Annotated in this window: 27 protein-coding genes and 3 pseudogenes; 18 read left to right on the top strand and 12 right to left on the bottom strand. The window is 72.6% G+C overall.

Going from position 1 to position 26,211, the window contains the following annotated elements; genetic code table 11:
* The first annotated feature begins 190 nt into the window (after window positions 1-190).
* On the top strand, window positions 191-1,333 hold the full coding sequence (locus ACVDFE_RS28540; protein WP_458432562.1) for an MFS transporter: 1,143 nt from the start codon (window positions 191-193) through the stop codon (window positions 1,331-1,333).
* A 120-nt stretch (window positions 1,334-1,453) separates the two neighbouring features.
* On the opposite strand, the gene ACVDFE_RS28545 is transcribed toward ACVDFE_RS28540, so the two are convergent.
* From ACVDFE_RS28545 to ACVDFE_RS28560, 4 genes and pseudogenes are all read right to left on the bottom strand, one after another.
* On the bottom strand, window positions 1,454-3,097 hold the full coding sequence (locus ACVDFE_RS28545; protein WP_458432563.1) for an FtsX-like permease family protein: 1,644 nt from the start codon (window positions 3,095-3,097) through the stop codon (window positions 1,454-1,456).
* Window positions 3,098-3,344: 247 nt separating this feature from the next.
* Window positions 3,345-3,920: pseudogene (locus ACVDFE_RS28550) on the bottom strand (ABC transporter permease); the annotation flags it as partial.
* Window positions 3,920-4,195, bottom strand: coding sequence for a hypothetical protein (locus ACVDFE_RS28555; RefSeq protein WP_458434486.1), 276 nt, complete (start codon window positions 4,193-4,195; stop codon window positions 3,920-3,922). The gene ACVDFE_RS28555 and the pseudogene ACVDFE_RS28550, both read right to left, overlap by 1 nt.
* Window positions 4,196-4,685 (bottom strand): annotated as a pseudogene (locus ACVDFE_RS28560) (ABC transporter ATP-binding protein); the annotation flags it as partial.
* Between the two features lie 145 nt (window positions 4,686-4,830).
* Here ACVDFE_RS28560 and ACVDFE_RS28565 point away from each other — a divergent pair.
* From ACVDFE_RS28565 to ppk2, 6 genes are all read left to right on the top strand, one after another.
* A complete protein-coding gene (locus tag ACVDFE_RS28565) occupies window positions 4,831-5,382 on the top strand; it encodes an RNA polymerase sigma factor (protein ID WP_458434413.1) in 552 nt (183 codons plus the stop codon).
* Window positions 5,379-6,170, top strand: coding sequence for a zf-HC2 domain-containing protein (locus ACVDFE_RS28570; RefSeq protein ID WP_458432565.1), 792 nt, complete (start codon window positions 5,379-5,381; stop codon window positions 6,168-6,170). Before ACVDFE_RS28565 ends, ACVDFE_RS28570 begins: the two co-directional genes overlap by 4 nt.
* Window positions 6,167-6,934, top strand: coding sequence for an ABC transporter ATP-binding protein (locus tag ACVDFE_RS28575; RefSeq protein ID WP_360384264.1), 768 nt, complete (start codon window positions 6,167-6,169; stop codon window positions 6,932-6,934). Before ACVDFE_RS28570 ends, ACVDFE_RS28575 begins: the two co-directional genes overlap by 4 nt.
* Window positions 6,935-7,032: 98 nt before the next feature.
* Window positions 7,033-8,319, top strand: a complete 1,287-nt coding sequence (locus ACVDFE_RS28580) for a hypothetical protein (RefSeq protein WP_458432566.1) — start codon at window positions 7,033-7,035, stop codon at window positions 8,317-8,319.
* The gene (locus tag ACVDFE_RS28585) at window positions 8,316-8,834 is read left to right on the top strand and encodes a hypothetical protein (protein ID WP_458432567.1); all 519 of its coding nucleotides are present in this window, start codon (window positions 8,316-8,318) and stop codon (window positions 8,832-8,834) included. The genes ACVDFE_RS28580 and ACVDFE_RS28585 overlap by 4 nt, the downstream gene beginning before the upstream one ends.
* Window positions 8,835-8,911: 77 nt before the next feature.
* A complete protein-coding gene (gene ppk2 / locus ACVDFE_RS28590; RefSeq protein ID WP_458432568.1) occupies window positions 8,912-9,877 on the top strand; it encodes a polyphosphate kinase 2 in 966 nt (321 codons plus the stop codon).
* A gap of 46 nt (window positions 9,878-9,923) precedes the next feature.
* Here the strand turns inward: ppk2 and ACVDFE_RS28595 are convergent, their stop codons facing one another.
* Genes ACVDFE_RS28595 through ACVDFE_RS28605 form a run of 3 tightly spaced genes read right to left on the bottom strand, consistent with a single transcriptional unit; the run spans window position 9,924 to window position 11,631 of the window.
* Entirely contained in the window at window positions 9,924-10,463 is a 540-nt protein-coding gene (locus ACVDFE_RS28595; protein ID WP_458432570.1) for a carboxymuconolactone decarboxylase family protein, read from the bottom strand.
* 29 nt (window positions 10,464-10,492) lie between these two features.
* Window positions 10,493-11,047 (bottom strand): redoxin domain-containing protein, encoded by a 555-nt coding sequence (locus ACVDFE_RS28600; RefSeq protein WP_458432572.1) that lies wholly within the window; start codon window positions 11,045-11,047, stop codon window positions 10,493-10,495.
* Complete coding sequence (locus tag ACVDFE_RS28605) at window positions 11,041-11,631, bottom strand: protoglobin domain-containing protein (RefSeq protein ID WP_458432574.1); 591 nt, start codon at window positions 11,629-11,631, stop codon at window positions 11,041-11,043. Before ACVDFE_RS28605 ends, ACVDFE_RS28600 begins: the two co-directional genes overlap by 7 nt.
* A 215-nt stretch (window positions 11,632-11,846) precedes the next feature.
* Here ACVDFE_RS28605 and ACVDFE_RS28610 point away from each other — a divergent pair, with 215 nt between their 5' ends.
* On the top strand, window positions 11,847-12,494 hold the full coding sequence (locus ACVDFE_RS28610) for a MarR family winged helix-turn-helix transcriptional regulator (protein ID WP_458432576.1): 648 nt from the start codon (window positions 11,847-11,849) through the stop codon (window positions 12,492-12,494).
* 23 nt (window positions 12,495-12,517) lie between these two features.
* Here the strand turns inward: ACVDFE_RS28610 and ACVDFE_RS28615 are convergent, their stop codons facing one another.
* Window positions 12,518-13,195: an MOSC domain-containing protein gene (locus ACVDFE_RS28615; protein ID WP_458432577.1), complete on the bottom strand. Its 678-nt coding sequence runs from the start codon at window positions 13,193-13,195 to the stop codon at window positions 12,518-12,520.
* A gap of 111 nt (window positions 13,196-13,306) precedes the next feature.
* Here ACVDFE_RS28615 and ACVDFE_RS28620 point away from each other — a divergent pair, with 111 nt between their 5' ends.
* Both ACVDFE_RS28620 and ACVDFE_RS28625 read left to right on the top strand, forming a co-directional pair.
* The gene (locus ACVDFE_RS28620) at window positions 13,307-13,729 is read left to right on the top strand and encodes a Fur family transcriptional regulator (protein WP_458432579.1); all 423 of its coding nucleotides are present in this window, start codon (window positions 13,307-13,309) and stop codon (window positions 13,727-13,729) included.
* Between the two features lie 18 nt (window positions 13,730-13,747).
* Entirely contained in the window at window positions 13,748-15,214 is a 1,467-nt protein-coding gene (locus ACVDFE_RS28625; RefSeq protein WP_360384284.1) for a catalase, read from the top strand.
* 19 nt (window positions 15,215-15,233) lie between these two features.
* Here ACVDFE_RS28625 and ACVDFE_RS28630 read toward each other — a convergent pair whose 3' ends face one another.
* Window positions 15,234-15,842 carry a TetR/AcrR family transcriptional regulator gene (locus ACVDFE_RS28630; protein ID WP_458432581.1) on the bottom strand — a complete coding sequence of 203 codons (609 nt, stop codon included), beginning with the start codon at window positions 15,840-15,842 and terminating at the stop codon, window positions 15,234-15,236.
* A 99-nt stretch (window positions 15,843-15,941) separates the two neighbouring features.
* Here ACVDFE_RS28630 and ACVDFE_RS28635 point away from each other — a divergent pair, with 99 nt between their 5' ends.
* From ACVDFE_RS28635 to ACVDFE_RS28645, 3 genes are all read left to right on the top strand, one after another.
* Window positions 15,942-16,700, top strand: a complete 759-nt coding sequence (locus ACVDFE_RS28635; protein ID WP_458432582.1) for an SDR family NAD(P)-dependent oxidoreductase — start codon at window positions 15,942-15,944, stop codon at window positions 16,698-16,700.
* Window positions 16,701-16,835: 135 nt separating this feature from the next.
* Entirely contained in the window at window positions 16,836-18,116 is a 1,281-nt protein-coding gene (locus ACVDFE_RS28640) for a cation:proton antiporter (RefSeq protein WP_458432583.1), read from the top strand.
* Window positions 18,117-18,285: 169 nt separating this feature from the next.
* Window positions 18,286-18,669, top strand: a complete 384-nt coding sequence (locus tag ACVDFE_RS28645) for an STAS domain-containing protein (protein ID WP_360384292.1) — start codon at window positions 18,286-18,288, stop codon at window positions 18,667-18,669.
* Between the two features lie 76 nt (window positions 18,670-18,745).
* Here ACVDFE_RS28645 and ACVDFE_RS28650 read toward each other — a convergent pair.
* A pseudogene (locus ACVDFE_RS28650) lies at window positions 18,746-19,291 on the bottom strand (FHA domain-containing protein); the annotation flags it as partial.
* On the opposite strand from ACVDFE_RS28650, the gene ACVDFE_RS28655 reads away from it, so the two are divergent.
* Both ACVDFE_RS28655 and ACVDFE_RS28660 read left to right on the top strand, forming a co-directional pair.
* A complete protein-coding gene (locus ACVDFE_RS28655) occupies window positions 19,260-20,384 on the top strand; it encodes a VanZ family protein (RefSeq protein WP_458432585.1) in 1,125 nt (374 codons plus the stop codon). The pseudogene ACVDFE_RS28650 and the gene ACVDFE_RS28655 sit on opposite strands and share 32 nt — an antisense overlap.
* Window positions 20,359-21,069 (top strand): uridine kinase family protein, encoded by a 711-nt coding sequence (locus ACVDFE_RS28660; RefSeq protein WP_458432587.1) that lies wholly within the window; start codon window positions 20,359-20,361, stop codon window positions 21,067-21,069. The genes ACVDFE_RS28655 and ACVDFE_RS28660 overlap by 26 nt, the downstream gene beginning before the upstream one ends.
* Before the next feature lie 11 nt (window positions 21,070-21,080).
* Here the strand turns inward: ACVDFE_RS28660 and ACVDFE_RS28665 are convergent, their stop codons facing one another.
* Window positions 21,081-21,656 (bottom strand): TIGR03086 family metal-binding protein, encoded by a 576-nt coding sequence (locus tag ACVDFE_RS28665; RefSeq protein WP_458432588.1) that lies wholly within the window; start codon window positions 21,654-21,656, stop codon window positions 21,081-21,083.
* 52 nt (window positions 21,657-21,708) lie between these two features.
* On the opposite strand from ACVDFE_RS28665, the gene ACVDFE_RS28670 reads away from it, so the two are divergent.
* Window positions 21,709-22,131 carry a MarR family winged helix-turn-helix transcriptional regulator gene (locus ACVDFE_RS28670; protein ID WP_458432589.1) on the top strand — a complete coding sequence of 141 codons (423 nt, stop codon included), beginning with the start codon at window positions 21,709-21,711 and terminating at the stop codon, window positions 22,129-22,131.
* Here ACVDFE_RS28670 and ACVDFE_RS28675 read toward each other — a convergent pair.
* The gene (locus ACVDFE_RS28675) at window positions 22,121-22,681 is read right to left on the bottom strand and encodes a TetR/AcrR family transcriptional regulator (RefSeq protein WP_360384970.1); all 561 of its coding nucleotides are present in this window, start codon (window positions 22,679-22,681) and stop codon (window positions 22,121-22,123) included. The two genes, ACVDFE_RS28670 and ACVDFE_RS28675, sit on opposite strands and share 11 nt — an antisense overlap.
* A gap of 115 nt (window positions 22,682-22,796) precedes the next feature.
* Between ACVDFE_RS28675 and ACVDFE_RS28680 the strand changes: the two genes are divergently transcribed.
* Both ACVDFE_RS28680 and ACVDFE_RS28685 read left to right on the top strand, forming a co-directional pair.
* On the top strand, window positions 22,797-23,345 hold the full coding sequence (locus tag ACVDFE_RS28680) for a hypothetical protein (protein ID WP_458432590.1): 549 nt from the start codon (window positions 22,797-22,799) through the stop codon (window positions 23,343-23,345).
* Window positions 23,346-23,564: 219 nt separating this feature from the next.
* Complete coding sequence (locus ACVDFE_RS28685) at window positions 23,565-26,207, top strand: SpoIIE family protein phosphatase (protein ID WP_458432591.1); 2,643 nt, start codon at window positions 23,565-23,567, stop codon at window positions 26,205-26,207.
* Window positions 26,208-26,211: the final 4 nt, after the last annotated feature.

Below are 26,211 nucleotides of genomic sequence, written 5' to 3' on the forward strand. Positions count from 1 at the left end.
GCGGCGGAGCTCCCCCGGCTCGCGCAACGTCGGGTACCGCGGCGAGGCAGCGCTGCGGTCGTGGATCGACGCCCAGCTCGCCAAGGGCTGACGCGGCCGGCCGGCGCCCTCGTGCCAGGGCGCCGGCCGTTCGCCCACCCGGCCACCGCGGCGCCCCTGCCGCCGCGTTTCCCTGCGAAAGGAGCCGGCCGTGCTCCCGTACCGCGCGCTGCTCGCGCTGTCCGTGATCGTCCTGCTCGGCTGCCTGACCGAGGTGCTGCCCGCCGGGTTGCTGCTGGGCATGTCCGCCGACTTCGGCGTGCCGCCCTCGACCACCGGTCACCTGGTCACCGGCTACGCCCTCACCACCGCGCTGGCCGCGGTGCCGCTGACCGCGCTCACCTCCCGGTTGCGGCGCAAGCCCGTGCTGCTCGGGCTCGTGTTCGGCTTCGGCCTGACCAACCTCGTCATCGCCGTCTCCCCCTGGTACGGCCTCGTCCTGGCGATGCGGATCGCCTCCGGCGCGATCACCGGCGTGATGTGGGGGCTGGTCGCGGTGTACGCGATGCGGCTCGCGCCACCGCACCTGTCCGGGCGCGCACTCGCGGTCGCCATGGCCGGTACCCCGCTGGGCTTCGCCGTCGGCGTGCCGGCGGGCACCGTGCTGGGTGAGCTGGTGGGGTGGCGGTGGGCGTTCGTGCTGATGGGCGTGATCGCCGTGCCGTTGCTCGGGTGGGTGTCGGCGGCGGTGCCCCCGGTGGCGCCCGAACCGGTGCGGGTCAGCATCCCCGCAGCGCTGCGCGTGCCCGGCATGGTCCCGGTCGTGCTGATGGTGCTCACGTTCTCGTTGGCGCACAACATGTTCTACACGTACCTGGGTCCCGCGCTGGAGCGGGTGGGCAGGGAGTGGTTGCTCAGCACGGCGTTGCTGGTGTTCGGTCTCGCCGCGGTCATGGGCCTCCTGGCCGTGGGCAGTGCGCTGGACCGGTTCCCGCGCGGGGTGCTGGTGGCGTGCCCGGCCGCGGCGGCGGTGGCCATCGCGCTGGTGCCGCTCGCCGACGGCTCCGCGCCCCTGCTGCTCGCGATGGCGTTGTGGGGCTTCGCCTTCGGTGGTGCGCCGACCGCGTTCCAGGCGGTCACGGCACTGGTAGCGGGCCGCACGGCGGACTCGGCGCAGTCGCTGACGATCGCCTCCTGGAACGCGGCCGTGGCGGGCGGTGCGACCGTCGGCGGCCTCGTCCTCGACACCGAACCGGCCGCACTGGGCGCGGCTGCCGCCGCCGTGATGGTGCTGCCGCTGCTGGTGGCGCTGCGGACCCCGGTGGCGAACCGGGTTCCGCAGCACACCGGGTGATGCCACCCGCCGGTCCGCGCACATCGGGCTGACCGGCGTGAAGGCCCGCAACTGCTCGTCGCCGCCGAACACGGTCAGGCGCCGACCCGGAGCAGCACGCGGGCCGGGCCCCGGTCCGGCTCAGTGGTCGGACAGACCGGCCACGATCGACGCGGAGGCCGCCCGGCGGGCCGGCAGCACCGCCGCGAGCACACCCGCGACGCCGACCGCGAGGAACAACGCCACCAGCTGCCCGAACGGCACGGACACGACCATCCGCAGCTCGTCGTCCCGCGACAGCGCCACCACGAGCAGCACCGCGGCCGTGCCCCCGACGAGGGCGCCCAGCACGGCACCGGCGAGGGCGATGAGGCTCGACTCGACCAGCAGCACCCTGCGCAGCTCCGCGCGGGTGAACCCCAGCGCGCGCAGCAGGGCCGACTCCCAGCGCCGTTCCAGCACCGACAGCGTCATGGTGCTCGCGATGCCGAGCAACGCCGTCAGCACCGCCAGCCCGATCATCGCCCAGACGAACGCCAGCAGCCGGTCGACCTGCGCGGTGAAGCCGGCCCTGACGTCGGCGAAGCTCACGACCTGCGCGGTCGGCACGGACTGCGTCGCCGCGGCCAGCACGGCCCTGCCGTCGGTGCCGGGTGCCGTCTTGACCGCGATCGTGTCCACGCCGGTACCGGGCCAGGCGGCACGGTCGGTGTAGGCGTCGGCGCCGCCAGCCGGTTTCACCACCGCGGCCACGCGCAGGACTCGGGAGGTCTCCTCGACGGTGCCGGTGACCTCGCTGCCGACGTCCGCGCCGATCCTCCGGGCCGTCTCCTCGGTGAGCACGATCCCGTTGCCGCGCATCGAACCCAGGTCGCCGCGGACGACCTCGGGGCGGATCAGCGTGCCGAGCGCTTCCGGGGTAACGGCGGTCATGTTGGCCCACCGGCCGGTCTCCCCCGGCCCGAAGGTGAACGGGAGCCAGGTCTGGCCGCCGGCCGCCTCGACACCGGGTGCGGTGCTGATCCGCTCCAGCAACGCCGACGGCAGCGGGCGGTCGCTCACGGCGCTGCGGACCTCGTAGTCGGCGGGGAACCGCTCGGCCAATTCGGTGTCCCTGGTCTTCTGCACGCTGGTCGCGACCACGGTCAGCATCGTCACGACCGCCACGCCGACCAGCAGCGCGGCCGTGGTGGCCGCGGTGCGGCGCGGGTTGCGGGTGGCGTTGGCCGTCGCCAGCGCGGCCGGGACGCCGAACAGCGACCGCGGCAGGGCGCCCAGCACCCGCAGCACCGGCCCGATGATCAGCGGGCCCGCGGTCACGACCGCGGCGAGCAGGGCGATGCCGGCGGCGACCGCGAGGACCATGGCGAGCTTCGGCCCCGAGGCCTGGGTCAGCGCCAGCCCGGCGCACAGCGCGGCGAGGACCGCCAGCACGACCGCCACGACGGTGCGGGCCCGACCGGTGCGCGCGACCTCCTCGCGGCTGTCGGCCTGGGTGCGCAGCACCTCCATCGGGGAGATCCGGGTCGCGCGCCGGGCCGGCGCCAGCGCGGCCACCAGCGTGACGCCGAGCCCGACGGCGAACGCCCCGGCGACCGCCGCACCACCGACCGGCAGCCGCACCGGCGACGACCCGAGCACCGCCTGCAGTGCCGCCGCCAGGCCGATCCCGGCTGCGAGGCCGAGCACCGAGGCGACCAGCCCGAGCACGGCGGACTCCAGCAGCACCGAGCGGAAGACCTGGCCGCGGCCGGCACCGATGCTGCGCAGCAGGCCGAGCTGCACGGGTGCGCTGGGCGACGAGGATCGTGAACGTGTTCATGACGACCATCGCCGCCACCACGAGCGCGACCACCGCGAAGAGGCTCATCGCCAGCGCCACCTCGTCGTTGCCGCCGCTGCGGTCGAGCAGCCGTTCGGTGTAGGCGGCGCCGCTGGAGACGGTGAACTCCTCGCCCAGCGCGGCCCGCAGCCGCTCGACGAGCTCGCCCTGGCCGGCTCCGGCCGAGCGCACCACGACCAGGGCGTCGTAGGGCGGTCGCGCCGGGTCGACGAACGGCGTGACGTCGGGCAGCAGGACCTGGGCGCTGCCGGGGCGTTCGGCGGTGCCGCTGTCGTAGACACCGCTCACGGTGAACCGCACCGGCGCCGAGTCGGTGCCGAGCAGCGTGACCTCGGCTCCGACCGCGAGGCCGCGGTCGCGGGCGGTCTGCTCGCTGACCGCGACCTGCCCGGCGCCGGGCAGCGCGCCCCGCACGACCTCCTGCGGCCGCAGTGCCGGGTCGGCGGCGAGGGGCACGAGGCCGGCCTCGTCCGCACGGCCGGACGCGCCGACGATCGGCACGGGTACCGTGCGCCGCAGCTCGGCGGAGGCGACACCGTCGACGGCGCGCACGGCGGCGACGTCCGGCAACGCGCGCTCGACCGGTTCCACGACGGCGTCGACACCGCGGGCCGAACGGGCGAACTCGTCGCTCATCTCCGCCCGCAGCGCGTCGGCCAGCACCGCCGTGCCCGACACGAACGCGACGCCGACGACGATCGCGAGCGACGACAGCACCAGCCGCGCGAACCGGGCGCGCAGCCCGGCCAGGGTGGTCCGCAGCATCACGCCCCCAGCCTGGAGAGCACGCCCAGCACGGACTCCGGTGTCGGGTCGTGGATCTCGCCCGCGACCCGGCCGTCGGCCAGCAGCACCACGCGGCTGCCGTAGGACGCGGCGACCGGGTCGTGCGTCACCATCACCACGGTCTGTCCCAGCTCCCGCACCGAGGTGCGCAGGAACTCCAGCACGCCGGCGCCGGTGCGGGAGTCGAGGTTGCCGGTCGGTTCGTCGGCGAACACCACGTCCGGCTTGCCCACCAGCGCCCGCGCGCAGGCCACGCGTTGCTGCTGGCCGCCGGAGAAGCTCGGCGGGCTTGTGCCGCAGCCGGTCGCCCAGGCCGAGGGTGTCCACGACCGCCGCGAACCACTCGCGGTCCACCTCGCGACCGGCCAGCCGCAGCGCGAGCAGGATGTTGTCGCGCGCGGACAGCGTCGGAAGCAGGTTGAACGACTGGAACACGAACCCGACCCGGTCGCGCCGCAACCGGGTCAACCCGTTGTCGGACAACGCCGTCAGCTCGGCATCTCCGATGTGGACGATGCCGGCGTCGGCCCGGTCCAGGCCGGCCAGGCAGTGCAGCAGTGTGGACTTGCCCGACCCGGACGGGCCCATGATCGCGGTCAGCTCGCCGGTGCGGAACGCGACGCTCACGCCGTCGAGTGCGCGCACCGCCGCCGGACCGCTGCCGTAGGTCTTCACCAGTTCGTGTGACGACACCGCCCCGCGGACCTCCGCTCGGGACACTGGGGACGTTGGAGACACCGTCATCGCACCTGCTTCGTCTTCGCCGGGATTTGTGCGGCCAGACGGCGGCGGCACCGCGACCGGTTCTCCACGGCCTGATTTGTGACGCAGACCACACCAGCGTGAGAACCTGTTCCGCGATCCCGACGTCTTGCGGAGTGTGAGAGCAATCCGGGGTGAGCCCGCCGTCCTCGACGAGGAACACCTCGTGCGCCGAGTCGCACGGGGTGACCGCCGTGCGTTCGAGGAGCTCTACCGCCGCACCGCGCCGTGGCTCACGGTCCGGCTGCGCCGGCGGTGCTCCGACGACCAGATCGTCGCCGAGGTGCTGCAGGAGACCTACCTGGCGGTCTGGCGGGCCGCCGACGCTTTCGCCGGTGCCGCCACCGGGGGCAGCGCGGTCGGCTGGCTGTGGACCATCGCGGCCCGGCGGCTGGTCGACGCCTTCCGCCGTCGCGCCCACCACGCCCAGCCGCCCACCGCCGCCGCGGTCGAGCCGGTCGTGCGCGCCGCGGAGGACGAGGCGCTCGACGGGGTGGTCGGCGACGAGGTCGGCGACGCGCTGCGCACCCTGGCGCCGGAGCTGCGGCAGGTGCTGCAGGCGATGGTGCTCGACGGGCTGTCGGTGCGCGAGACCTCGGTGCTGCTCGGGCTGCCGGAGGGCACCGTCAAGACCCGCGCGAGGCGGGCGAGGATCGCTATGCGGGAGGCACTGTCATGACCGCCCACCACCCCGCGGAGCAGCTGTTGCGCCGGTACGCCCGCGGTGCCCAGGACCTCCCCGCCGACCAGCTGTGGGCGGTCGAGTCGCACCTGGAGACCTGCGCGCCGTGCCGCGGGCGCCTCGCTCCCGACCCCGTGGCCGACGCGGCGTGGGCCCAGCTGGCCCCGCTGCTCGACCACACCCCGCAGATGCCGCGCGCGCGGATGTGGCGCCGCCGCCTCACCACGTGGGCCTCCCCCGTCGCCGGTCCGTGGCTCGCGATGATCATGCTGGTCACGCTCGCCTCGGTCCTGCTCGACCAGCTCGGGGCGGCCTCACCGGACGACATCTCGCTGGTGCTGCTCATCGCCCCCGTGCTGCCCGTGCTGGGCGTGGCGGCGGCGTGGGGGCGTGCTCTCGACCCGGCCTACGAGCTCGTCGCCGCCACGCCGCGCGCCGGTCTGCCGCTGGTGCTCAGGCGCACCGCGGGCGTGCTCGTGGTCGTCCTGCCCGGCCTGGCCGTCGCCGGGTGGCTCACCGGCGCCTCGCCGGCCCAGTGGCTGCTGCCGTGCCTCGCCTTCACGACCGGCACGCTCGCCCTGGGCGGGCTGATCGGCGTCACCCGCGCCGCCACCGCCCTGGTGGTGCTGTGGGCCGCCGTGATCGCCGCACCGACCGTGGCGCTCAGCCGCACCCCCGTCCTCGACCCCGCCGTCACCCCGGTCTGGGTCGCCGTGCTCGCACTCGGACTGCTCCTGATCACCCTGCGCAGGACCGCTTTCACGCGCCTGGAGGCCCACCGATGACCGCACCCACCACCTACGCCTGGGAGATCGAGGCGCGCGACCTCGTGGTCAAGGTCGGCCGCCGCCGCACCGCCGTCGACGGCGTCACGCTCACCATGGGCCGCGGCGTCCACGGCCTGCTCGGCCCCAACGGCGCCGGCAAGACCACCCTCATCCGCGCACTGGCCACCGTGCTGCGCCCCGCCTCCGGCACGCTGTCCCTGCTCGGCGACCCCGACCTGCGCTCGCTGCGGCGGCGCATCGGCTACCTGCCGCAGGAGTTCGGCCACTACCGCCGGTTCACCGTCCGCGAGTTCGTCGAGTACATGGCGTGGCTCAAGGAGGTGCCCGGCCCCGAGATCCCGGCCGCCGTGCAGCGCGCCGTCGAGCGGGCCGGGCTCGCCGACCGCGCCGACGACCGCCTCAAGACGCTGTCCGGCGGCATGGTCCGCCGCGCCGGCATCGCGCAGGCCATCGTCAACGACCCGGAGGTCCTGCTGCTCGACGAACCCACCGCGGGGCTCGACCCGGCACAGCGCCTGCGGTTCCGCGACCTGCTCACCGAGCTGGGCACCGACGCGTGCGTCGTCGTGTCCACCCACCTGGTCGAGGACGTCGCCGCCGCGTGCACCGACGTCGTGCTGCTCGCCGAGGGCAGGCTCGTGTTCCAGGGCACGCCGGCGCAGCTCGCGGCGGCGGGGACCGCCGGACACGCCGGGGACAGCCCGATCGAACGCGGCTACAGCGCGTTGCTCGCCTCGCCGCGGCAGCGTGGGACGTGGTGAGGCCCTCACCCCGGCGGTGGCGGCGGTGAGGGCCCTGCGCCTGGAAGCTCCGGCGCTCCCTCGCCCCCTGGGCCGGCCTGCTGCTCGTCGCCGGCGCGGTGGCCGTCCTCTACAGCCTCAGCGCCCCGTGGTGGAAGGGCCGCGAGGCGTGGGACGCGCAGTGGCACACCGCCGCCGAGTGGCTGCGGTTCCTGCTGGTCTTCCTGTGGCCGCTGACCGTGGGAGCGGGCGCCGTCGCGGGCCTGCGCGACCACCGCGAGGGCACCCGGGACCTCCTCGCCACCACCGCCCGCCCCACCTGGCACCGCGGCGCGGCCACCGCCGGTGCCCTCGCGATCTGCCTGGCGCTCGGCTACCTGGCGGTCTTCGCACTCGGCGCGGCCCAGGCCGTGTGGCACGGCGGGATCTTCCACCTCGCCTGGCTGCCGACCACCGCCGTCGGCGCGCTGGCCGTCGTCGCGGGCGGCTGGCTGGGCATGGGCCTCGCCCGCGTGTTCCCGTCCGTCCTCACACCGCCGCTGCTCGCCGTGAGCGCGATGGTGGCGCTGGTGTTCCTCACCATCTCGCAGGACCCGGGAACACAATCGGAGCAGGTCCTGCCGAACCAGGTCGTGCTGCTGTCACCGGCGTTGTGGGCGGTGCGCAACGTCTACGCCACCGTCTCCGACGCGGTCCACCTCGGTCAGGCGATCTGGCTGGCGGGGCTGGCGCTGACCGGCTTCTGGCTGCTCGTCGCCCCGTCCGCGCGGCTGCGGGTGGCGGCGCTCGTACCCGTCGTCGTCGGGGCGGCGGTCGCATTGCCGGTGCTGCCCGCCCGCACCTTCGTGCGCAACGAGGCCGTGTCCGCACTGGTGTGCCGCGGGCCCGCGTGCGTGGCGCGGCTCGACCAGTCCTCTTTGGACAAGCTCGCACCGGCGGCCGAGGAAGCCCTGCGCCTGCTGCGGAAACTCCCCGCCCCGCCCACGTCCGTGCGCGACGCCGCACAGCCGAGCCGGTCGCTGCACACCGTCCCGCGCACCCCGGACGTCGTGCTGATCCACCTGACCGGCGGCGCGTTCGAGTACTTCGAACCCGCTGACTGGCGCACCGAGCTGGTGGCCGGCGCGGGCACCCCCACCTGCTTCACCGACCTCGACAGCGACCGCGCCACCGTCCGCGAGACGGCGGCCAGGACCGCCACCGCGGCCTGGTTCACCGGCCGGCTCACCGACCTGCACAACTACCGCTTCCTGCGCGAAGCCGCCGCCGAACCCGCCCGCCAGGCCTGGGACCTGCTCCGCGCCCTCCCGCCGGAGCAGCAGCTGCACCGGGTGAGCGCGGCCCGCGCGGTCGGGTTGTCGTGCCGGGGCGACCAGCTCACCGCGCTCACCGGCGGGGTGCTGTGAGAGCCCTCCTGCTCTACGCGCGCAGCCGGCAGGTGCCCGCGTCCGCACTGGCAGCGGTGGCGTGCTGCCTGCTCGTCCGGGTCGTGAGCCCGTCTGCGCCCGACCCGAGGTGGCCCGCGCTGGCCATCACCGCCGCCGTCTGCGCCCTGGCCACCGGACTGTCCGGCCAGGACGCGGACCTCGACCGGACGGCGGCCTGGCCGTGGCCGCTGTACCGGCTGGGCCACGTCGCCGCGATCACCGTCGTGGCAGTGGTGCTCGTCGCCGGCACCGCGCCGCTGCCGTTCGTGCTGCGCGGGTGCGTCGGCATGGCGGGACTTGCCGCGCTGGGCGCCGCGTTCTTCGGCGGGCACCTGGCCTGGCCGCTGCCGTGCGCGGCGTTCGCCGTCACGTTCTTCACCGACAGCTGGCTGGTCGCGCCGCCGGACTCGGTCCAGGCCGGTGTGGTGATGGTGGCATTCGGTGTTGCCGGAACTGCGGTCTATGTTTTATTTCAGCCTGCACTGAAGCTATAGTGAGCTAAGACATCCTTGGGCCCCGCTAGAACATGAATGGCGGTTTCTTTTCCGTTCCGCCGGGTATGTACGATTTCGTGACGGACCTGACTGTCGACTCAGCGGACCTGCTCGCCGAGGGATACACCGCCGAGTTCCCCGACTCGGACGCGGACGAACCGATCCTGCGCGACGCCAGCGGGCGCGAAGTGCTGACGTGGCGGGAGAACTACCCGTTCACCGAGCGGATGTCGCGCCCGGAGTACGAACGGGTCAAGCGGCTGCTGCAGATCGAGCTGCTGAAGCTGCAGCACTGGGTGACCGAGACCGGGCAACGGCTCGTGATCCTCTTCGAGGGCCGTGACGCCGCCGGCAAGGGCGGCACCATCAAGCGCTTCAGCGAACACCTCGACCCCCGCGGCCTGCGCACCGTGGCACTCGGCAAGCCGAGTGAGCGCGAGCGCGGCGAGTGGTACTTCCAGCGCTACGTCCGCGAGCTGCCGACCGCGGGCGAGATCGTGCTGTTCGACCGGTCCTGGTACAACCGGGCCGTCGTCGAGCACGTCATGGGTTACTGCACGAAGGACGAGTACGACCTGTTCATGAAGCAGGCGCCGGAGTTCGAGCGGATGCTCGTCGAGGACGGCGTGCTGCTGGTGAAGCTGTGGTTCTCGGTGTCGCGCAACGAACAGCGCACCCGGTTCGTGATCCGGCAGATCGACCCGGTGCGGCAGTGGAAGCTCAGCCCCAACGACATCAAGTCGCTGGACCGCTGGGACGACTACACCGAGGCCAAGGTCGCGATGTTCCGGTCCACGGACACCGAGATCGCGCCGTGGACCGTGGTGAAGAGCAACGACAAGAAGCGCGCGCGGATCGAGGCGATGCGCAGCGTGCTGGCGCGGTTCGACTACGCCGACAAGGACGTCGAGGCCGTCGGGACGCCCGACGTCCGGGTCGTCGGCGCTGCGGCGACGTTGCTGGAGGAGGGCGAGGACGACACGGCGTTGAGCCCGACGCCGATCGCGCCGAGCGCCGAACCGGGACCGGGGCTGCACCCGTGACCGGGAGCCGGGGAGCCTGGCACCGCTCCCCGGCCTCCGGTGTCCGTCAACGGGTCAGCGACACGCGGGTGAAGTCCACCGGCACGTCCAGCGCCACGTTGATGTAGTTGGTGAACACGTTCAGCGCCACGTGCGCCACCGTCTCCACGATCTCCTCCTGACTTAGCCCGGCGTCACGCGCGGCCTGCATGTCGGAGTCCGCGATCTGGCCGCGCTTGTCGACCAGGGTCACGGCCAGGGCGAGCACGGCGGCGGCGCGCGGGTCGTCGGACTGGCCGCTCTGCGCGCTGGTCATCTCGGCGGTGGTGGCGCCGGCCTTCTTGCCGAGCATCGTGTGCGCCGAGAGGCAGTAGTCGCAGCGGTTGCGGTCGGCGACGGCCACGGCGACCATCTCGCCGAGCTTGGCGCCGAGCACGCCGCCGCCCAGTGCGCCGAACTGGGCCCACATGCTCCGCAGTGCGGCCGGGGAGTTGGCGACCGCGCGGAACATGTTCGGCACCAGGCCGAAGGCGCCCTTGATCTGCGCCAGGGTCTCGGCGCGCTCGTCGGTGATCTGGTCGGGGTCGGTGAGCTCGATGCGGGACATGGTTCTCTCCTTGATGTTGTGGAACGGGATCAGGTGCAGGTGCCGTCGACGGAGCAGACGGCGGGTGGAGTGGTGCCGTCCACGGCGGGTGGGACGGCGCCGTCGAGCAGGCGCGTCACGGCCGAGGCCAGCGACATGTCGTCGACCTGGCCGAGCTGGTGGCCGCGCAGCACGCCGTCGCGGTCGATGAGCACGGTGGTGGGCGTGCCCCGCATGCGGTAGCGGCTGAACGTGACCGGCGCCGGGTGGTCGCCGCTCGCCGCGTCGACGCCGACCGGGAACGGGATGCGGTACTCGTGCAGGAACGCCTTGAGGCTCACCGGGGTCATCGCGCCGTGGTGCTCGAACACGGTGTGCAGGCCGATGACGGCGAGGTCGTCGCCGAAGGTCTTCGCCAGGCGCACGGCCTGCGGCAGCGCGTGGCTCACGCAGCCGGGGCAGAGCATCTGGAACGCCTCCAGCACGACCACGCGGCCGCGCAGGCCGGCCAGGTCGAGCGGCTCGCTGTTGAACCACTCGGTGGTCTCCCACGGCGGCGCCTGCGTGAGCGGATCGGACGCGGGTGCCGGCAGCGGGCTCACCACGACCGCCCGGCGTAGGGCTGCGACCACAGCGCGACCTGGAGGGTGACCGCCTTGAACCAGGCCTGGTGCATGGCGTCGACCTGCTGCTCGTCGTGGCCGCCCGCCGCGAGGAACGGCCGGATCGTCGCGGTGATCGGGTAGACGAACGCGATGATGTAGCGCAACGGGATGTGCGGCACCGAGTCGGCGTGGTCGGTCTCGTTCTTCTTCGGCACGGTGTGCCGCAGCGCGATCTCCTGCTGGTAGGCGAGCCAGCGCTCGTCGTACGGGCGGGTGCAGGTGTCGGTGATCCAGCGGGCGAACCGGGCGCGGACCCGTGCGAGGTACTCGGGGATCGGCGTGCCGTCCGGCGTGGCGAAGTAGGCCACGAGGTGCGGGTGCGAGCCGACGAACCCGTACCAGACGTCCAGGACCTGCTCGATCTGTCCACTGAGGACCTCACCGGCCAGCAGCAGGGCCTCCTGGTCCTCCGGTCCGAACAGGACGGTGGCCAGCAGCAGCTCCAGATCGGCCGGGGTGACCGGGGACGGGGCCAGACCGGGGTCGTCGTGGGTGTAGCCCGGTACGGGTTCAGGAGTGGTCATGTCGCTTTCCTTCGCGAGGACGGAGAAGTCCGCTCGTCCCCATTGGGGCGAGGTTCCGGGACCGGAGCGGTCTTGGAGGAGGTGAACGCCAGTCTGTCACAAACTAGGTAGGACTCCTACCTAGTTCTTCGCTCAGGTGACCCACGTCTCAGCCGGGGCGATTTGCGCCCGGTGCGTACGATCGCCGGGAAAGCACTAGTCACAGGGCGGATCGCATGACTGACACCGACGGCACGGCCGGCCTCGACCGGCGGCTCGCCGACGCCATCGAGCGGATCGGGCACGGCATGCGGTCGCTGGCCCAGCGCACCGCGCGGGAGCACGGGCTGACGCCGTTGCAGCAGCAGGCGGTGCTGGCACTGGCGCAGCAACCGCAGGCACGGCGCGAGGTGGCCGCACTGGCGCAGGAGTTCGACGTCACCACGCCGACGATGTCCGACGCGGTGGCCGCGTTGGAGCGCAAGGAGTTCGTGACCCGCTCCCCCGGCACGGACGGGCGCAGGCGGTCGCTGGCGCTGACCCCCGGCGGCGAGGAGGTCGCGCGTCGACTGTCCTCTTGGGACGACCCGCTGACGGCCGCGCTCGGCGCACTGCCCGACGCGGACCGCGCGACCACGCTGCACACGTTGCTGCGGGTGATCGCGGACCTGCAGCGCACGGGCGTGGTGACCGTGTCGCGCACATGCACGACATGCCGTTTCTTCGGGCCGAACGAACACCCCGAGCCGGACGCGCCGCACCACTGCCACCTGCTGCGCATGCCGTTGCCACTGGCCGGGTTGCGCACGGACTGCCCGGAGCACGAGGCGGAACCGGCCAAGACGCCGGCGGTCCGGCGCAGGCAGCGCACCACCGCACCCTGAGCCTGCGGTCCGAGCCGGTCGGCTCAGCCGTGCAGGCGTTCGGACTGCGAGTCGAGCCGCCCGTCGAGCCGCCGCCGCAGCATCCCCGCCCACGACTCGGGCAGCACCCCGGCGTGCCGGAGCAGGTGCCGGGCACCCTCCCGGTCACCTCGGTCGAGGTTGACGACGCGGTGCACCTCCGCGGCGGTGATGCCGTGCATCGGCGTGCTCACCGGGACCAGCCGGTCGCCGTGCACGAGGTGTCCCGGCTGGAGCACCCGGCAGTAGAAACCGGTGCGGCCACTGCGTTGCGCGCGCACTGCCAGGTCGTCCACCCCGTGCCGGGCGGCGAGCTTGAAGCAGGGCCGCCGGGGCTGGGACACCTGCAGCAGCACCGATCCGACGGAGTACACCGCACCGATCACCGCGTCGCTCTCCAGCAGTCCCGACGTCGTGAGGTTCTCACCGAACGCGGGCATCGCGAGCTCACCGATCTCCTCGCTCCAGGTGGTGTAGTGCTCGGCGGAGTACAGCAGGACCGCCTTGTTCGGCCCGCCGTGGTTCTCCACGTCCCCCTGCTCGTCCCCCGCCAGACCGAGGCGGCCGACCTCCACCCGGTGGGGCGTGGGCGTTTTCGCGATGGCGGTGGTCACCGCACGCCCCCGCCACGGCAGCTCCCGCACGACTCCGGTGGACACGACCACCACGTGAGCGTCGCTCATCGGGTCTCCCCTGTTTTCTTGAACTGATCCGGACTGGTTGATCGAAGCGGGCCGAGCATGCCACAATCTTGCTAGGAGTCCTAACTATTCGTTGTCGATGAGGAGCCCGCCTTGACCGCTGACGACCTGGTCGCCGCGTTGCGCGGAGCCTCGTTGAGGGTCACGAAACAACGGCTCGCTGTGCTGTCCGCGCTCGGCAGCCATCCGCACGCCGACGTCGAGCAGCTGGGCCGGGCCGTCCGCGCGGACATCGGATCGGTGTCCACCCAAGCGCTCTACGACGTGCTCACGGCGTTGACCGACGCACGGTTGGTGCGCCGGCTGGACACCGGCGCGCCGGCCCGCTTCGAGCTGCGCGGTCACGACCACGACCACCTGGTGTGCCGCGGTTGTGGCGCGGTGGCCGACGTCGAGCGCGGCGAGCACCCGGCTCCACCGCAGTTCCCGCAGACGCACGGTTTCCGCGTCGACGAGACCGAGGTCGTGCACCGGGGGCTGTGCTCCCCGTGCCACCTCGCAGCCCAGAACCCCTGACCCGAGAAGGTTTCCCTGATGGCGTTCGAGGACAACACCGACCCGCTGACCACCGCCGCCGGCGCACCGGTCGCCGACAACCAGAACAGCCTCACCGCGGGTCCGCGCGGCCCGGTGCTGCTGCAGGACCTGTGGCTGCTGGAGAAGCTCGCGCACTTCGACCGCGAGGTGATCCCGGAGCGGCGGATGCACGCGAAGGGCTCCGGCGCGTTCGGCACGTTCACCGTCACCGCCGACCTGACCGCCTACACCAGCGCCGCGTTGTTCAGCGCGGTCGGCAACCGGTGTGAGACGTTCCTGCGGTTCTCCACGGTGGCGGGCGAACGCGGCGCCGCCGACGCCGAACGCGACATCCGCGGCTTCGCCACCCGCTTCTACACCGCGGAGGGCAACTGGGACGTGGTGGGCAACAACACGCCGGTGTTCTTCTTCCGCGACCCGCTCAAGTTCCCCGACCTGGCGCGCGCCGTGAAGCGGGACCCGCGGACCAACCTGCGCGACCCCGAGAACAACTGGGGCTTCTGGACGAACCTGCCCGAGGCGCTGCACCAGGTGACGATCGTGATGAGCGACCGCGGCATCCCGCGTTCCTACCGGCACATGCACGGTTTCGGCTCGCACACCTACAGCATGGTCAACGCCGACGGCGTGCGGCACTGGGTCAAGTTCCACTTCCGCACCCGGCAGGGCATCGAGAACCTGACCGACCAGCAGGCCGGTGAGCTGATCGGCCGGGACCGCGAGTCGCACCAGCGCGACCTGTACGACGCCATCGAACGGGGCGAGCACCCGGCCTGGACGCTCTACCTCCAGGTGATGCCGGAGGCCGACGCCGCGAGCTACCGCTTCCACCCCTTCGACCTCACCAAGGTGTGGAGCAAGAAGGACTACCCGCTCATCGAGGCGGGCGAGCTGCGCCTGGACCGCAACCCGGACAACTACTTCGCCGACGTCGAGCAGGTCGCGTTCACCCCGGCGAACGTCGTGCCCGGCATCTCGCTGAGCCCGGACAGGATGTTGCAGGGCAGGCTGTTCTCCTACGGCGACGCGGCGCGGTACCGGCTCGGCGTGAACCACCACCAGATCCCGGTCAACCACCCCAACGGCGCGCGGCTCGTGAACACCTACCACCGCGACGGCGCCATGCGGGTCGACGGCAACCAGGGCGGCGTGCCCGGCATCCAGCCGAACAACCACGGCCGCTGGTCCGAGCAGCCCGCCTACGCCGAGCCGGCCCAGGCCGTCGGCGCCACCGCGGACCGGTTCGACTTCCGCGCGGACGACGACAACTACTTCGAGCAGCCCGGCGACCTGTTCCGGCTGATGACCGGCGAGGAGCAGCAGCGGTTGTTCGACAACACCGCGCGGGCGATCAAGGGCGCGCGCAGGGAGACCGTCGAACGGCACGTCTTCCACTGCGGGCAGGCCGATCCCGCGTACGGCGAGGGCGTCCGCAAGGCGTGCGAGGCGATCGGCGCGCTGTGAGCAGGCCCGCGCGGCCCGGTCAGGACGGGGCGTAGCGGGCGAGGACCGTCCGCACCGCCTCGTCCACCGAGTGCGCCATCGCTTTCGCGGTCGGCGCCCAGTTCACCAGCAGCATGCGCGGCCAGAAGGCGAAGTTCGAGATCATGCCGAGGAACTGGGTGGCGGCGAGGACCGGGTCGGGCACGGTGAGGGTGCCTGCCCCGGACTCGGCGGCCAGGTAGTCGCGCACGGCGTCGAAGAACGGCTGCTTGCCCAACCGGAACTGGGTCTGGCCGAGCTCGGGGAACCGCGGCGCCTCCGCGATGACGATCCGGAAGAGCGCGACCATGCCCGGCCGGGTCAGCAGCGCCACGTACCGGTTGCCCAGGGCGGTCAGCCCGGCTGCCGGGTCGCCGGGCGGTGGTGTGAGCGCGCCGTCGTCGCTCTGCCAGTAGTCGGTGACGATCGCGTCGAAGAGCTCGGCCTTGGTCGGGAACTGCTTGAACAGCGTCGCCTTCGACACCCCGGCCGCGTCGGCGATGCGCGCCAGGGAGGTCTTGTCGTAGCCGGACTCCAGGAACAGCGCGGTGGCGGCGTCGACGATCGCCGCCCGCTTCTGCTCGGCCATCCGCTGGTGGTAGGTCGACACCACGCCATTGTGCCACGAGGTGAGTCACTTGACTCACTGCTGGGCCGCGCCCTACCGTTCCGAGGCGAGTCACTCGACTCATCATTAACGGAGGTACCGATGCGTTTCCAGGGCAAGACCGTGTTCATCACCGGGGCGACCGGCGGGATGGGGCGCAGCCACGTGCTCGGCTACCACGCCGAGGGCGCGAACGTGGTGGTCGCCGCGCGCAACGGCGACGCGCTCGCGGCCGGACTGGGTGAGCGCGCCCTGTCCGTGTGCCTCGACGTCACCGACGAGCAGGCGTGGCAGGCGGCGGTGCGGGCGGCGGAGGAGCGGTTCGGGCCGGTCGACGTCCTGGTCGGCAACGCCGGGGTGCAGCACCCGGCGGCGTTGGTCGAGGACACCGACCGCGCGGTCTGGCAGCGCACGCTCGACGTCAACCTGACCGGCCAGTTCCTGGGTGTCAAGCACGTCGCGCCGTCCATCCGGCGCGCGGGCGGCGGGTCGATCGCCATCATCGCCTCGACGATGGCCAACGTCGGATCGCCCTGTTACGCGCCGTACGCGGCCAGCAAGTGGGCGTTGCGCGGTCTCACCCGCACCGCCGCATTGGAACTGGGCCGCGACCGGATCAGGGTCAACTCGATCCACCCCGGTGTCGTGGCCACCCCGCTCATCACCGAGCCCGTCGCACCCGGTCAGCCCGCGATCGGCGACCTCTTCTCCCCCGCCGGCTACGCCGTGCCGCGGCTGGCCGAGCCCGCGGAGATCACCGCCGTGCTGCTGCACCTGACCTCGGACGAGGCGTCGTTCACGACCGGTGCGGAGTTCGTCGTCGACGGCGGGTTGCTGCTCGGGCCGGCACTGGCCGCCTGACGAGCTCCTGCACGACTCTGACCAGGTCTTTCATCGGTGGAGCAGCGCGAAACGCGCGGTATGCCTCATTCGCATCGGGGTTTGTGGGTGGGACCACCGGGTAGGACGAGCCTTTCGGCGATCGGAGGGCACACGGTGGAACCCAGCTCCCTGCTGTACACCGGAGCGGGGCTCGCGACACTGGCCGCCGCGCTGCTGCCGCGGTTGCTCGCCCGCGCACCGGTCTCGATGCCGATGCTGTTCCTCGGGGCGGGTGCGCTCACGTTCTCGGTCGTGGACACGTTGCCGAACCCCGATCCCGACGAGCACGCCACGGTGCTCCTGCACCTCACCGAGATCTGCGTGATCATCTCGTTGATGGGCGCGGGGCTCGCGCTCAACCGGGCGGTGAGCCTGCGCGGGTGGGCGACGACCTGGCGGCTGCTCGCGATCACGATGCCGTTGTCGATGCTCGCCGTCGGGCTGCTCGGCTGGGGTGCGCTCGGGCTGGGTGTCGCGTCGTCGGTGCTGCTGGCGGCCGCGCTGGCGCCGACCGACCCGGTGCTGGCCAGCGAGGTGCAGGTCGCGGAACCGGCCGAGAACCCGGAGGACGACACCGGCGAGGACGAGGCGCGGTTCGCGCTCACCTCGGAGGCGGGGCTCAACGACGGTCTGGCGTTCCCGTTCACCTACGCCGCCGTCGCGATCAGCATCGCGGGTGCCGCGCCCTCGGCGTGGCTGGGGCACTGGCTCGCCGTGGACGTGCTGTGGCGGCTCGCGTGCGGCTTGGCCGTCGGCGTCGCCGTGGGCTGGTTGCTGGGCAAGCTGTTCTTCTCGGTGCCGTCGGAGAAGTTGCGCCTCGCCGAGCACGCGGAGGGGTTCGTGGCGCTCGCCGCCACGTTCCTCGCCTACGGCGTCACCGAGCTGGCCGAGGGTTACGGGTTCGTCGCGGTCTTCGTGTGCGCCTGCACGATCAGGGCCGCGGAACGCCACCACGGCTACCACCAGGTGCTGCACCGCTACGTCGAGCAGGCCGAGCGGATGCTGACGGTTGTGATCGTCTTCCTGCTCGGCGGTGCCGCGGTCAGCGGGCTGCTTGCGGGCCTCGACTGGCGCGAGGTCGCGGTCGCCGCGGTGACCCTGGTGCTGGTCAGGCCGCTGGCGGGGTGGATAGGGCTGCTCGGCGGCAAGACCGGTTCGCGCGAGCGGACCGTCATCGCGTTCTTCGGCGTGCGCGGTGTCGGCTCGCTGTTCTACATCACCTACGCCTTGCAGGAGGGGAACTTCACCGGGCACGACACGATCTGGCGAATCGCCGGGCTGGTGGTCATCGGTTCCGTTCTCGTGCACGGGCTGTCGGCGTCGCCGGTGATGTGGCTGCTGGACCGCAGGCGGCAGCAGAAGGGCGGCGCGGCAGCGGCCACGACCCCGGTCTGAGCCCGCGCCGACCGTCCACGGCAGGCATTCCCGGTGCTCTCACATTGTGATCAGGAACTTTCGCCGTGCGAAAAACCTGAAACGAGGACTACAGTCCAAGGAAGCGGTTGAGCCTGCAGCTGCGTCCTTCCTCCAGCAGGAGGTCGCTCCACGGCGAGGAGGCTCTGCCATGGCGAACACTTTCCATTGCCCGCTGCACGTGCAAAGAGAGGTCAACGGGCTCGCGATCGTCGTACGCGCCGACGGGGACCTGGACCAGGACACGGTCGAGACGCTGCACAACGAGCTCCAGATCGCCCTCGCGATGGCGACGGCACCGTTCCCGGTCGTGGTCGACCTGAGCCGGGTCACGTTCTTCGGCTCGGCCGGCATCAACGAGCTCGTGGTCCAGCACCGCGCCGCGCGGGCCGCGGGCGTTCCCCTGCGGGTCGCCGCCGCTCACCGGATCGTGCTGCGGCCCATCACGGCATCCGGAGTGGATCAGCTGCTGGCGCTGTACCCGGACGTGGAGCAAGCCCTTTCCGCTGGCCGGAGCGCCAGGTCGGCCGGGTGACCCGGTCGGCGGCACGCCCGGCCTGCGGTCCGGAGTGGACGGTGCAGCCACCCGCGGGCCGCTCGGCCGCCGCGCTGAACGCGAGCCGGTGCTCGCCGATCCAGATGGAGTCGCCGTCCCGCAGCACGGCCTCGTGCACGGGGCTGCGGTTGACGTAGGTGCCGTTGAGCGAGCCCAGGTCTTCGAGGACGACCACGCCGTCCTCCCACCGCACCTGCGCGTGCCGCCGTGAGACGGTCATGTCGTCGAGGACGATGTCGCAGTGGGGTCCGCGTCCGATGAGCAGGCCCCGCTCGGTCAGCGGGACGGTGACCGGGTGCTGCCCGGTGGTCGTCAACGCTGCGGTCGTCAGCACCGGTGTGCTCGCCTGCACGAGTTCGCCGATCATGCCGGAACCCGCCGTTCCCTTCGCTCTCCGCTGAGCCGGCACTCCCCGTGCCCGAGTGCCGAGTGTAGTGGGCTCCGGCGGCACATGAGCGCGCCCCTGGACCGTCGGGGACTGATCGGCGGCAGGGCGCTGGGCCGTCTGATGGATCTTCCCGAACCGGGGTTTGAACGGGGGACGCCACCGGGCACTGGAGAGCACCTGTGTGCGGATCGATCCCGGAGCGGTGAAGAACATGATGGCGTCGTACTGGGAGACCGCTCGAACGGGGTTCACCGCGTTCGTGGGCGTCGGCCTGCTGGTGCTCGCTCCCCTGGTTTTGTTGCACTACCTGCGTTTCGGGCGTGTGGAGCCGCGCCGTGCGTTCGTGCTCTACGGCCTGCTGGCCTACGGTCTCGTCGCTCTGGCGCTGATCTTCCTGCCGTTCCCCGCGAACCGCGTGGAGGTCTGCCAGGGCGAGCAGATGCTCTCGCTGGTGCCGTTCCAGTGGGTCACCGACATGAACAACAACCTGTCGGCCAACGGGCGCTCCGGCATCGTCGCGATGGTGACGTCGCAGGCGTTCATGCAGCAGATGTTCAACGTCGCGCTGTTCGTGCCGCTGGGCGTGGTGCTGCGCAAGGCGTACCGCAGGGGCCCGCTGGCCGTGATCGCGATCGGCATGGGCATCTCGCTGGCCGTCGAGGTCGTGCAGTACACGGGCAACTTCGGCTACTACCCCTGCCCGTACCGCATCTCCGACGTGGACGACCTGATCTCGAACACGGCCGGTGCGCTGGTGGGCTGGATGCTCGCCCCCGTCGCACTGGTGGTGCCGACGGTGCCCGGTTCGGAGGACTCCGCGGCCCCCACCGGCACGGTGACCGTCCCGCGCCGGCTGCTGGCGCTCGCCGTCGACCTGCTCCCGGTGCTGCTGCTCGCGAAGCTCGTGCTCCCGGACCCGCGCTGGGCGGTGCTGGCCCTGGTGGTCCTGCGCGTCGTGCTGCCGGCGGCGACCGGCGGTGCCACCCCCGGCAGCTGGCTGCTGCGCTACCGCACCCGCCGCGAGGACGGCACCCGCGCGAACCCGCTGCAGATCGCCATCCGCGAACTGCTCGGCGTGACCGGTCTCGTGACCTACGCGACCGTGGTGTCGCCGTGGCTCGGTGCCGGCCGGTTCGACCTGGTCGTGGTGGCGCTGGTGGTCGTCGGGACGTTCGTGTTCCCGGTGTTCCGCCGCGACCAGCGCGGCTGGCACGAGCACGCGGCGCGCACGCGGGGCGTGCGGGATTCGGACCGCGTGGAGGTCCCGGTGGAACGGGAGCGTGAGGATGCGCCTGCGGCCGGGTGAGGTGGAGGCGGCCGGCTGGCGGGTCGTGCCGCTCGGTGAGGTGATCCGGCGACTGGTCGGGGTTGGGGGCGGCGGGTCGGCGGTGGAGGTCGGTGTGCGACCGACCGCTGACGGCTCCTCCAGCGCTCGCCAGCCCGGCCTCGTCCAGCGGCCCGTGATCGTCGGCATCGACGGCCGCGGTGGCGCCGGGAAGTCCGCCCTGGCCGAGCGGCTGCGCCACGCCGTGCCGCGGTCGTGGGTGGTGCACACCGACGACATCGCCTGGAACCAGGCGTACTTCGACTGGGCCGGACTGTTGACCGAGAACGTCCTGCGGCCCCTGCACCGCGGCGAGGCGGTGGAGTTCCGCCCACCGGCCTGGGTCGCGCACGACCGGCCGGGCGCGGTCGTGGTCCCCGCCGGGGCCGACGTGGTGTGGGTGGAGGGCACGGGCGTCGTCCGGGCGGAGCTCGGGCCGTGGCTCGACGCCTCGGTCTGGGTGCAGGGCGACCTCGACGAGCAGGAACGCCGCCTCGTGGCGCGCGACGGCGACTCGCCCGAGCAGCAGCGGCACGTTGCCGCGTGGCTGGCAGAGGAAGTGCCGTTCCTGGAGCGCGAACAGCCCTGGCTCAGGGCCGCGGTCGTCGTGAACGGGACCCCGGCGTTGCCGCACGACCCCGCGACCGAGATCGTGGTCGCCGCCTGACCTCGTCCTGATCAGGGCGTCCAGTCGGGCGAGCGGCCCAGCAGGGCGAGGACGCGGCGCATCGGGTCGGTGTCCCGGGTGACCAGCGCGGGCGCGAAGGCCGCACCGGGCTGGAGCCGGCCCTCCCCGTCCGGCACGGCGAGCGCGATCCGCAGCGCGGGTTCGGCCAGTTCCGGTGCGAGCCGGTGGGCGAGCCCGAGCGAGCGCGCCACGTCCCAGCCGTGCACGACGTAGTCGATCAGGTGGAACCCGATCGCCTGCACGGCCGGAAACCTCGTCACCGGGGCGAACTCCGGCAGCTCGAACTCCTCCACCGGGTCGGCGAAGGCGGCGAGGAGGTCGCGTGCGGCGGCGGCGTGGTCGGACGGGCTCGCGAGGCGGGCCTCCCACGCCGTGCGGTCTCCTCCCCCGCCTCGCGCGGCGGCGGCGAACCCGCGGTGTTGCGCGGTCATGTGGGCGAGCAGGTCGGCGACCGTCCACCCGGCACACGGCGTCGGCCGCTCCAGGTCGTCGTCCCGGACCTGGTCGACGGTTCGGACGCTGTCCAGCACGGCGGTCCGGTGGAGTTCGAGCAAATCAGTAAGCACACGCATACGATATGCAGACGCTTATCATATGCGCAACGCTATGATGTCGATCATGACCGGTCGGCGGGACCTCGCGGCGATGATCGCCCCGCTGCAACGCGCGCTGATCGCCGCCGAGCAGCCGGTGCTGAGCGCGCACGGGCTGAGCATGTGGGGCTACGTCGTGCTCGATGCCCTCGACGGCCAAGCGGTGCGCACGCAGGCCGCGCTGGCGGAGTTCATCGGCGCGGACAAGAGCCGCATCATCGCCGTGCTGGACGACCTGGAGGCGGCAGGCCTGCTGGAACGCACTCGCGACCCGGCAGACCGGCGCGCACGCTTCGTCGCGATCACCGACGAGGGGCGCCGCAAGCACCACGCCGTGCAGGCGGACATCCAGCGCAACGAGGACCGCGTGCTCGCCCAGCTCCCACCCGCCGACCGCGAGGCGTTCCTCCGAGCACTGGCCGTGCTGTCCGCACAGGTCAGCGGCTGAGCCGCGCCCGCAGGATTCCCTCGACCGCCTCGACGAACGTCTCCCCGACCGGCCCGGGATCGGTGAGGCACCCCGCCGCCATCGCACCGTCGCGCAGCATGACGAGGTGCCGCGCGTCGAGCTCGACCGGCGAGTCGCCGACCCGGGACAGCAGCTCCGCGACGGTGTCGTGGAACCACTGGCGGTGGTTCAGCACCGCGACGTGCACGGGGTGCGCGGGGTCGGGGTACTCGGCCGCGGCGTTGAGGAACGCACACCCGCGGAACCCCTCGGAGCGGATGTGCGCGGCAATCCCCCGCGCCACCGCCCGCACCGCCTCGACGTCGTCGGCCGCAGCGGCCACGCCGGCTTCGAGCTGCTGCCGCGTCGCCCGGTCCGCCTCACCGAGGTAGGCGACCAGCAGGTCGTCCTTGCCGGCGAAGTGCCGGTACATCGTCGCGCGGGTCACCTTCGCCTCGGCCAGCACGCGGTCCACGCCGACCGAGTGCAGCCCCTCGGCGTAGAACAGCCGGCCGGCGGTCCCGAGCAGGCGGGTGCGGGCATCAGACACGCGGGTCATGCTCCCGACGCTAACAGAGAGAACGTTCGTTCTTGACAACCGCGTGCCGGTCCTGCCAGTCTTCAAAAAGTAGAAAGAACGTTCTCCCTACCTCAAGGACGATCCCGTGAGCACCAGCACCGCGTCACCGGCCACCCTCGCCCCCGCACTCCGCACGCTGTACTTCGCCCGCTTCGGCTTCGCGCTGGTGTGGGCGGTGCTGCTGATGCTCACCGCCACGACGATCGGACCGATCAGCGGCACGCTGCTGGTCCTCTACCCGCTGTTCGACGTGGCGGCGGTCGTGGTGGACAGCCGCACGTCCCGCACCGGACGCGCGTCGTGGGGCCTGTACGCGAACATCGCCGTCAGCACGATCGCCGCGGCCGGGCTGGTCGTCGCGGTGACCTCCGGCATCCCGGCGGTGCTGACGGTGTGGGGCGCGTGGGCCGTCGTGTCCGGCGTGACCCAGCTCGTCGTCGCCGTGGTGCGCCGCGGTCTCGGCGGGCAGTGGCCGATGATCCTCAGCGGTGCGATCTCCACGCTCGCCGGTACGTCGTTCATCGTCCAGGCCGGCAGCGACGGGGCGACGTTGACCACCCTCGCGGGGTACGCGGGGATCGGCGGGATCTTCTACCTGGTGTCGGCGCTGCGGCTGGGCAAGGCGCGCGGCTGACCGGGAGCGGGTGCCCGCCTCGAACCGGGGCGGGCACCCGGCCGGCTCCGGGCGCCGCTCGTCCGTCCACCGCGCTTCCGGTTCCCGCCCGTCTACCCCGGCAGCTGGATTTTGACCGACACTGAAGCCATCGCGAGCTTCGCGACCTTCGTCGGCCAGGCGGGCGCCGTACGATGCGGTGGGCGGGCGTCAGGACCGCGCCTGTGGAGGCTGTGCAAGATGAGTGATCGGGAGCTCGGGCTCTCCGCGCTGGTGGACGACCTGCCGGTGGTCGTGTGGCAGGGCGACGCGAGTGGCCGCGCGGTCACCTTCTTGTCCGGCAACGTCGAACGGCTGCTCGGGTACCCGGCGCGGCGGTGGCGCGAGGACCCCGGGTTCTGGGGGCAGGTCACGCACCCCGACGACCGCGAGGAGAGCGAACGGCGGCGCTGGGGTGCGGAGACCGACTACGAGACGGTCTACCGGGTGCGCACGGCCGCGGGCGAGTTCATGTGGGTCATGGAGCAGGCGCGGGTGCGCGGGCCGGTGCGCAGCGGGGTGCTCGTCGACGTCACGGCGCGGCAGGCCGAGGCGGAGCGGCAGCGGTTCCTCGACGACCTCGACCGGGAGTTGCAGCGGCTCGACGACGCCGAGGAGCTCATGGCGTTGGCGACCAGGATGCTCGGCGAGCACATGAGTGTCGATCGGTGTGCCTACGCGCGCGCAGAGGCTGACGAGAACCACTTCGTCATGAGTGGTGACCACGCCACAGGGTTGCCGCCGTTGCCTGGGCGGTTCGCCATGCGTGGGTTCGGCGCCGGTGCGTTAGCGGCCATGCGCGCGGGTGAGCCGTGGGTCGTGCACGACGCGTTCAACGACACACGGATCGAGAGCGACGACCTTGCCGCTTACCGTGTCACGGGCATACGTGCGGTGATCTGCCTGCCGTTGTTGCGCGGTGGACGGTTCGTGGCGGCGATGGCGGTGCACCAGGCCCATGTGCGGCATTGGACGCGCGACGAGATCGACCTCGTGTCGGTCGTGGTGAACCGGTGCTGGGAGTCGATGCAGCGCGTGCACGCCGACCGGGCGTTGCGGGACAGCGAACGGCGGCACCGCAAGCTCGTGGAGCGGGCCACGGACGCGATCTGGTTGCTGGACCAGGAGATGCGGTTCGTGTCGGCCAACCCCGCGACCGGGCACCTGCTCGGCCACCGGCCGGAGGACCTGCTCGGCACGCCGATCACGGACCTGCTCGTCGACGGCCTGCCCGCCGACCTGTCCGGGTCCGAGGTCGTCACCCTGCGGCACGCCGACGGCACCGAGATCGTGCTGGAGCTGAGCGTCCAGGCCACCCCGACCGGGCTGCAGGCGATCGGCAGGGACGTCACCGAACGCCGTCGCGCGGAGGCCGAGCGCGAGCTGCTGCTGCACCGCGAGCACGAGATCGCGGCGGCGTTGCAGGAGAGCCTGCTGCCGCGGCAGCTGCCGGCGCTGCCCCGGCTCGCCACGGCCGCGCGGTACCTGCCGGCCGCGCAGCACTCGCAGATCGGCGGCGACTGGTACGAGGTCGTGCCGCTCGGCGAGTCGCGCGTCGGGCTCACCGTCGGCGACGTCGTGGGCAAGGGACCGGCCGCCGCCGCGGTCATGGGACAGCTGCGCAGCGCGCTGACCGGGTTCCTGCTCGACGGGCACTCCCCCGCGGAGTCGTTGCGGCGCCTGGACGTCTTCGCGGCGCGCGTGAACGGTGCGGCGGGCAGCACGTGCGTGTGCATCGTCTTCGACTGGCAGGCGGGCGAGCTCTGCTGGGCCTCGGCGGGCCACCCGCCGCCCGTGGTGGTCGACCGCTCCGGCGCCCGGCCTCTGACGGACGGGGTTGGTGCGGTGCTGGGCGCCGGGACCAGCCCCGTCCCGCAGCACTCGGCTCCGCTGCCACCGGGCGCCTCGGTCGTGCTGTACACCGACGGGCTGGTCGAACGCCGTGACGAGGTGCTCGACGAGGGCGTCCACCGGCTCGTCTCGGCCACCGAGACGGCGGCGGACCTCGCACCGGACGCGCTGGTCCAGCTGATCATCGACGCACTGCTCGCCAAGGGCCAGGACGACGACGTGGCGCTCGTCGTCGCACGGCACCTGCCCGCACCGCTGCGGCTCACCGTGCCCGCGGTGCCGGCGGAGCTGGCCGGTCTGCGGCACACGGCCACGAGGTGGGCCGAGGTCGTCGGGCTGTCCGAGGACTCCGTCTACGACCTGGAGCTCGCGATCGGCGAGGCCGCGGCGAACGTCGTCGACCACGCCTACCCCGAGGGCGGCGGCACGTTCGAGACCCGGCTGGAGTCCACCGGCCGCGGCGTGCGGGTGACGGTGACCGACCGGGGCCGCTGGCGCCCGCAGCCGGCCGACCGCGGCCACCGGGGCCGCGGCCTCGACATGATCCGCAAGCTCAGCGACACCGTCGACCTCTCCGCCGGAGAGGAGGGCACGACCATCCGCTTCCACGTGCCGCTCGTGCCGCTGGAGTCCACACCGGACGTGAAGCCCGGCGCGAGACCGCACCACGCACCGCCCCCGGCCGTGACCGGGCTGACCGAGCACGCGGACGGCGACGTGCAGCGGATCGCGCTGACCGGTGACCTCGACATCGCCACGGTCGAGGACCTGCGCACCCCGCTGCTCGCGCGGGTCGGCGCCGCGGACGACCGGCCGGTCCAGGTCGACCTCACCGACCTCGACTACCTCAGCAGCTCGGGCATCGCGTTGTTGTTGCACGCCAAGGCATCCGCGGCCGCGCACGGGCGGGCGCTGACCCTGCTGGCGGCGGCCGGCAGCGCACCGGCCCGCATCCTGCACCTGTCCGGGCTGGAGCACGGCACCCGGCCCTGACCGG

The organism is Lentzea chajnantorensis (assembly GCF_054300775.1).

Bases quoted from the DNA above. Each gene is read 5' to 3' on its own strand.
- ACVDFE_RS28570 (WP_458432565.1), top strand. From the start codon at position 5,379: ATGACCGCCCACCACCCCGCGGAGCAGCTGTTGCGCCGGTACGCCCGC.
- ACVDFE_RS28575 (WP_360384264.1), top strand. From the start codon at position 6,167: ATGACCGCACCCACCACCTACGCCTGGGAGATCGAGGCGCGCGACCTC.
- ACVDFE_RS28595 (WP_458432570.1), bottom strand. From the start codon at position 10,463: ATGTCCCGCATCGAGCTCACCGACCCCGACCAGATCACCGACGAGCGC.
- ACVDFE_RS28605 (WP_458432574.1), bottom strand. From the start codon at position 11,631: ATGACCACTCCTGAACCCGTACCGGGCTACACCCACGACGACCCCGGT.
- ACVDFE_RS28610 (WP_458432576.1), top strand. From the start codon at position 11,847: ATGACTGACACCGACGGCACGGCCGGCCTCGACCGGCGGCTCGCCGAC.
- ACVDFE_RS28615 (WP_458432577.1), bottom strand. From the start codon at position 13,195: ATGAGCGACGCTCACGTGGTGGTCGTGTCCACCGGAGTCGTGCGGGAG.
- ACVDFE_RS28625 (WP_360384284.1), top strand. From the start codon at position 13,748: ATGGCGTTCGAGGACAACACCGACCCGCTGACCACCGCCGCCGGCGCA.
- ACVDFE_RS28635 (WP_458432582.1), top strand. From the start codon at position 15,942: ATGCGTTTCCAGGGCAAGACCGTGTTCATCACCGGGGCGACCGGCGGG.
- ACVDFE_RS28645 (WP_360384292.1), top strand. From the start codon at position 18,286: ATGGCGAACACTTTCCATTGCCCGCTGCACGTGCAAAGAGAGGTCAAC.
- ACVDFE_RS28670 (WP_458432589.1), top strand. From the start codon at position 21,709: ATGACCGGTCGGCGGGACCTCGCGGCGATGATCGCCCCGCTGCAACGC.
- ACVDFE_RS28685 (WP_458432591.1), top strand. From the start codon at position 23,565: ATGAGTGATCGGGAGCTCGGGCTCTCCGCGCTGGTGGACGACCTGCCG.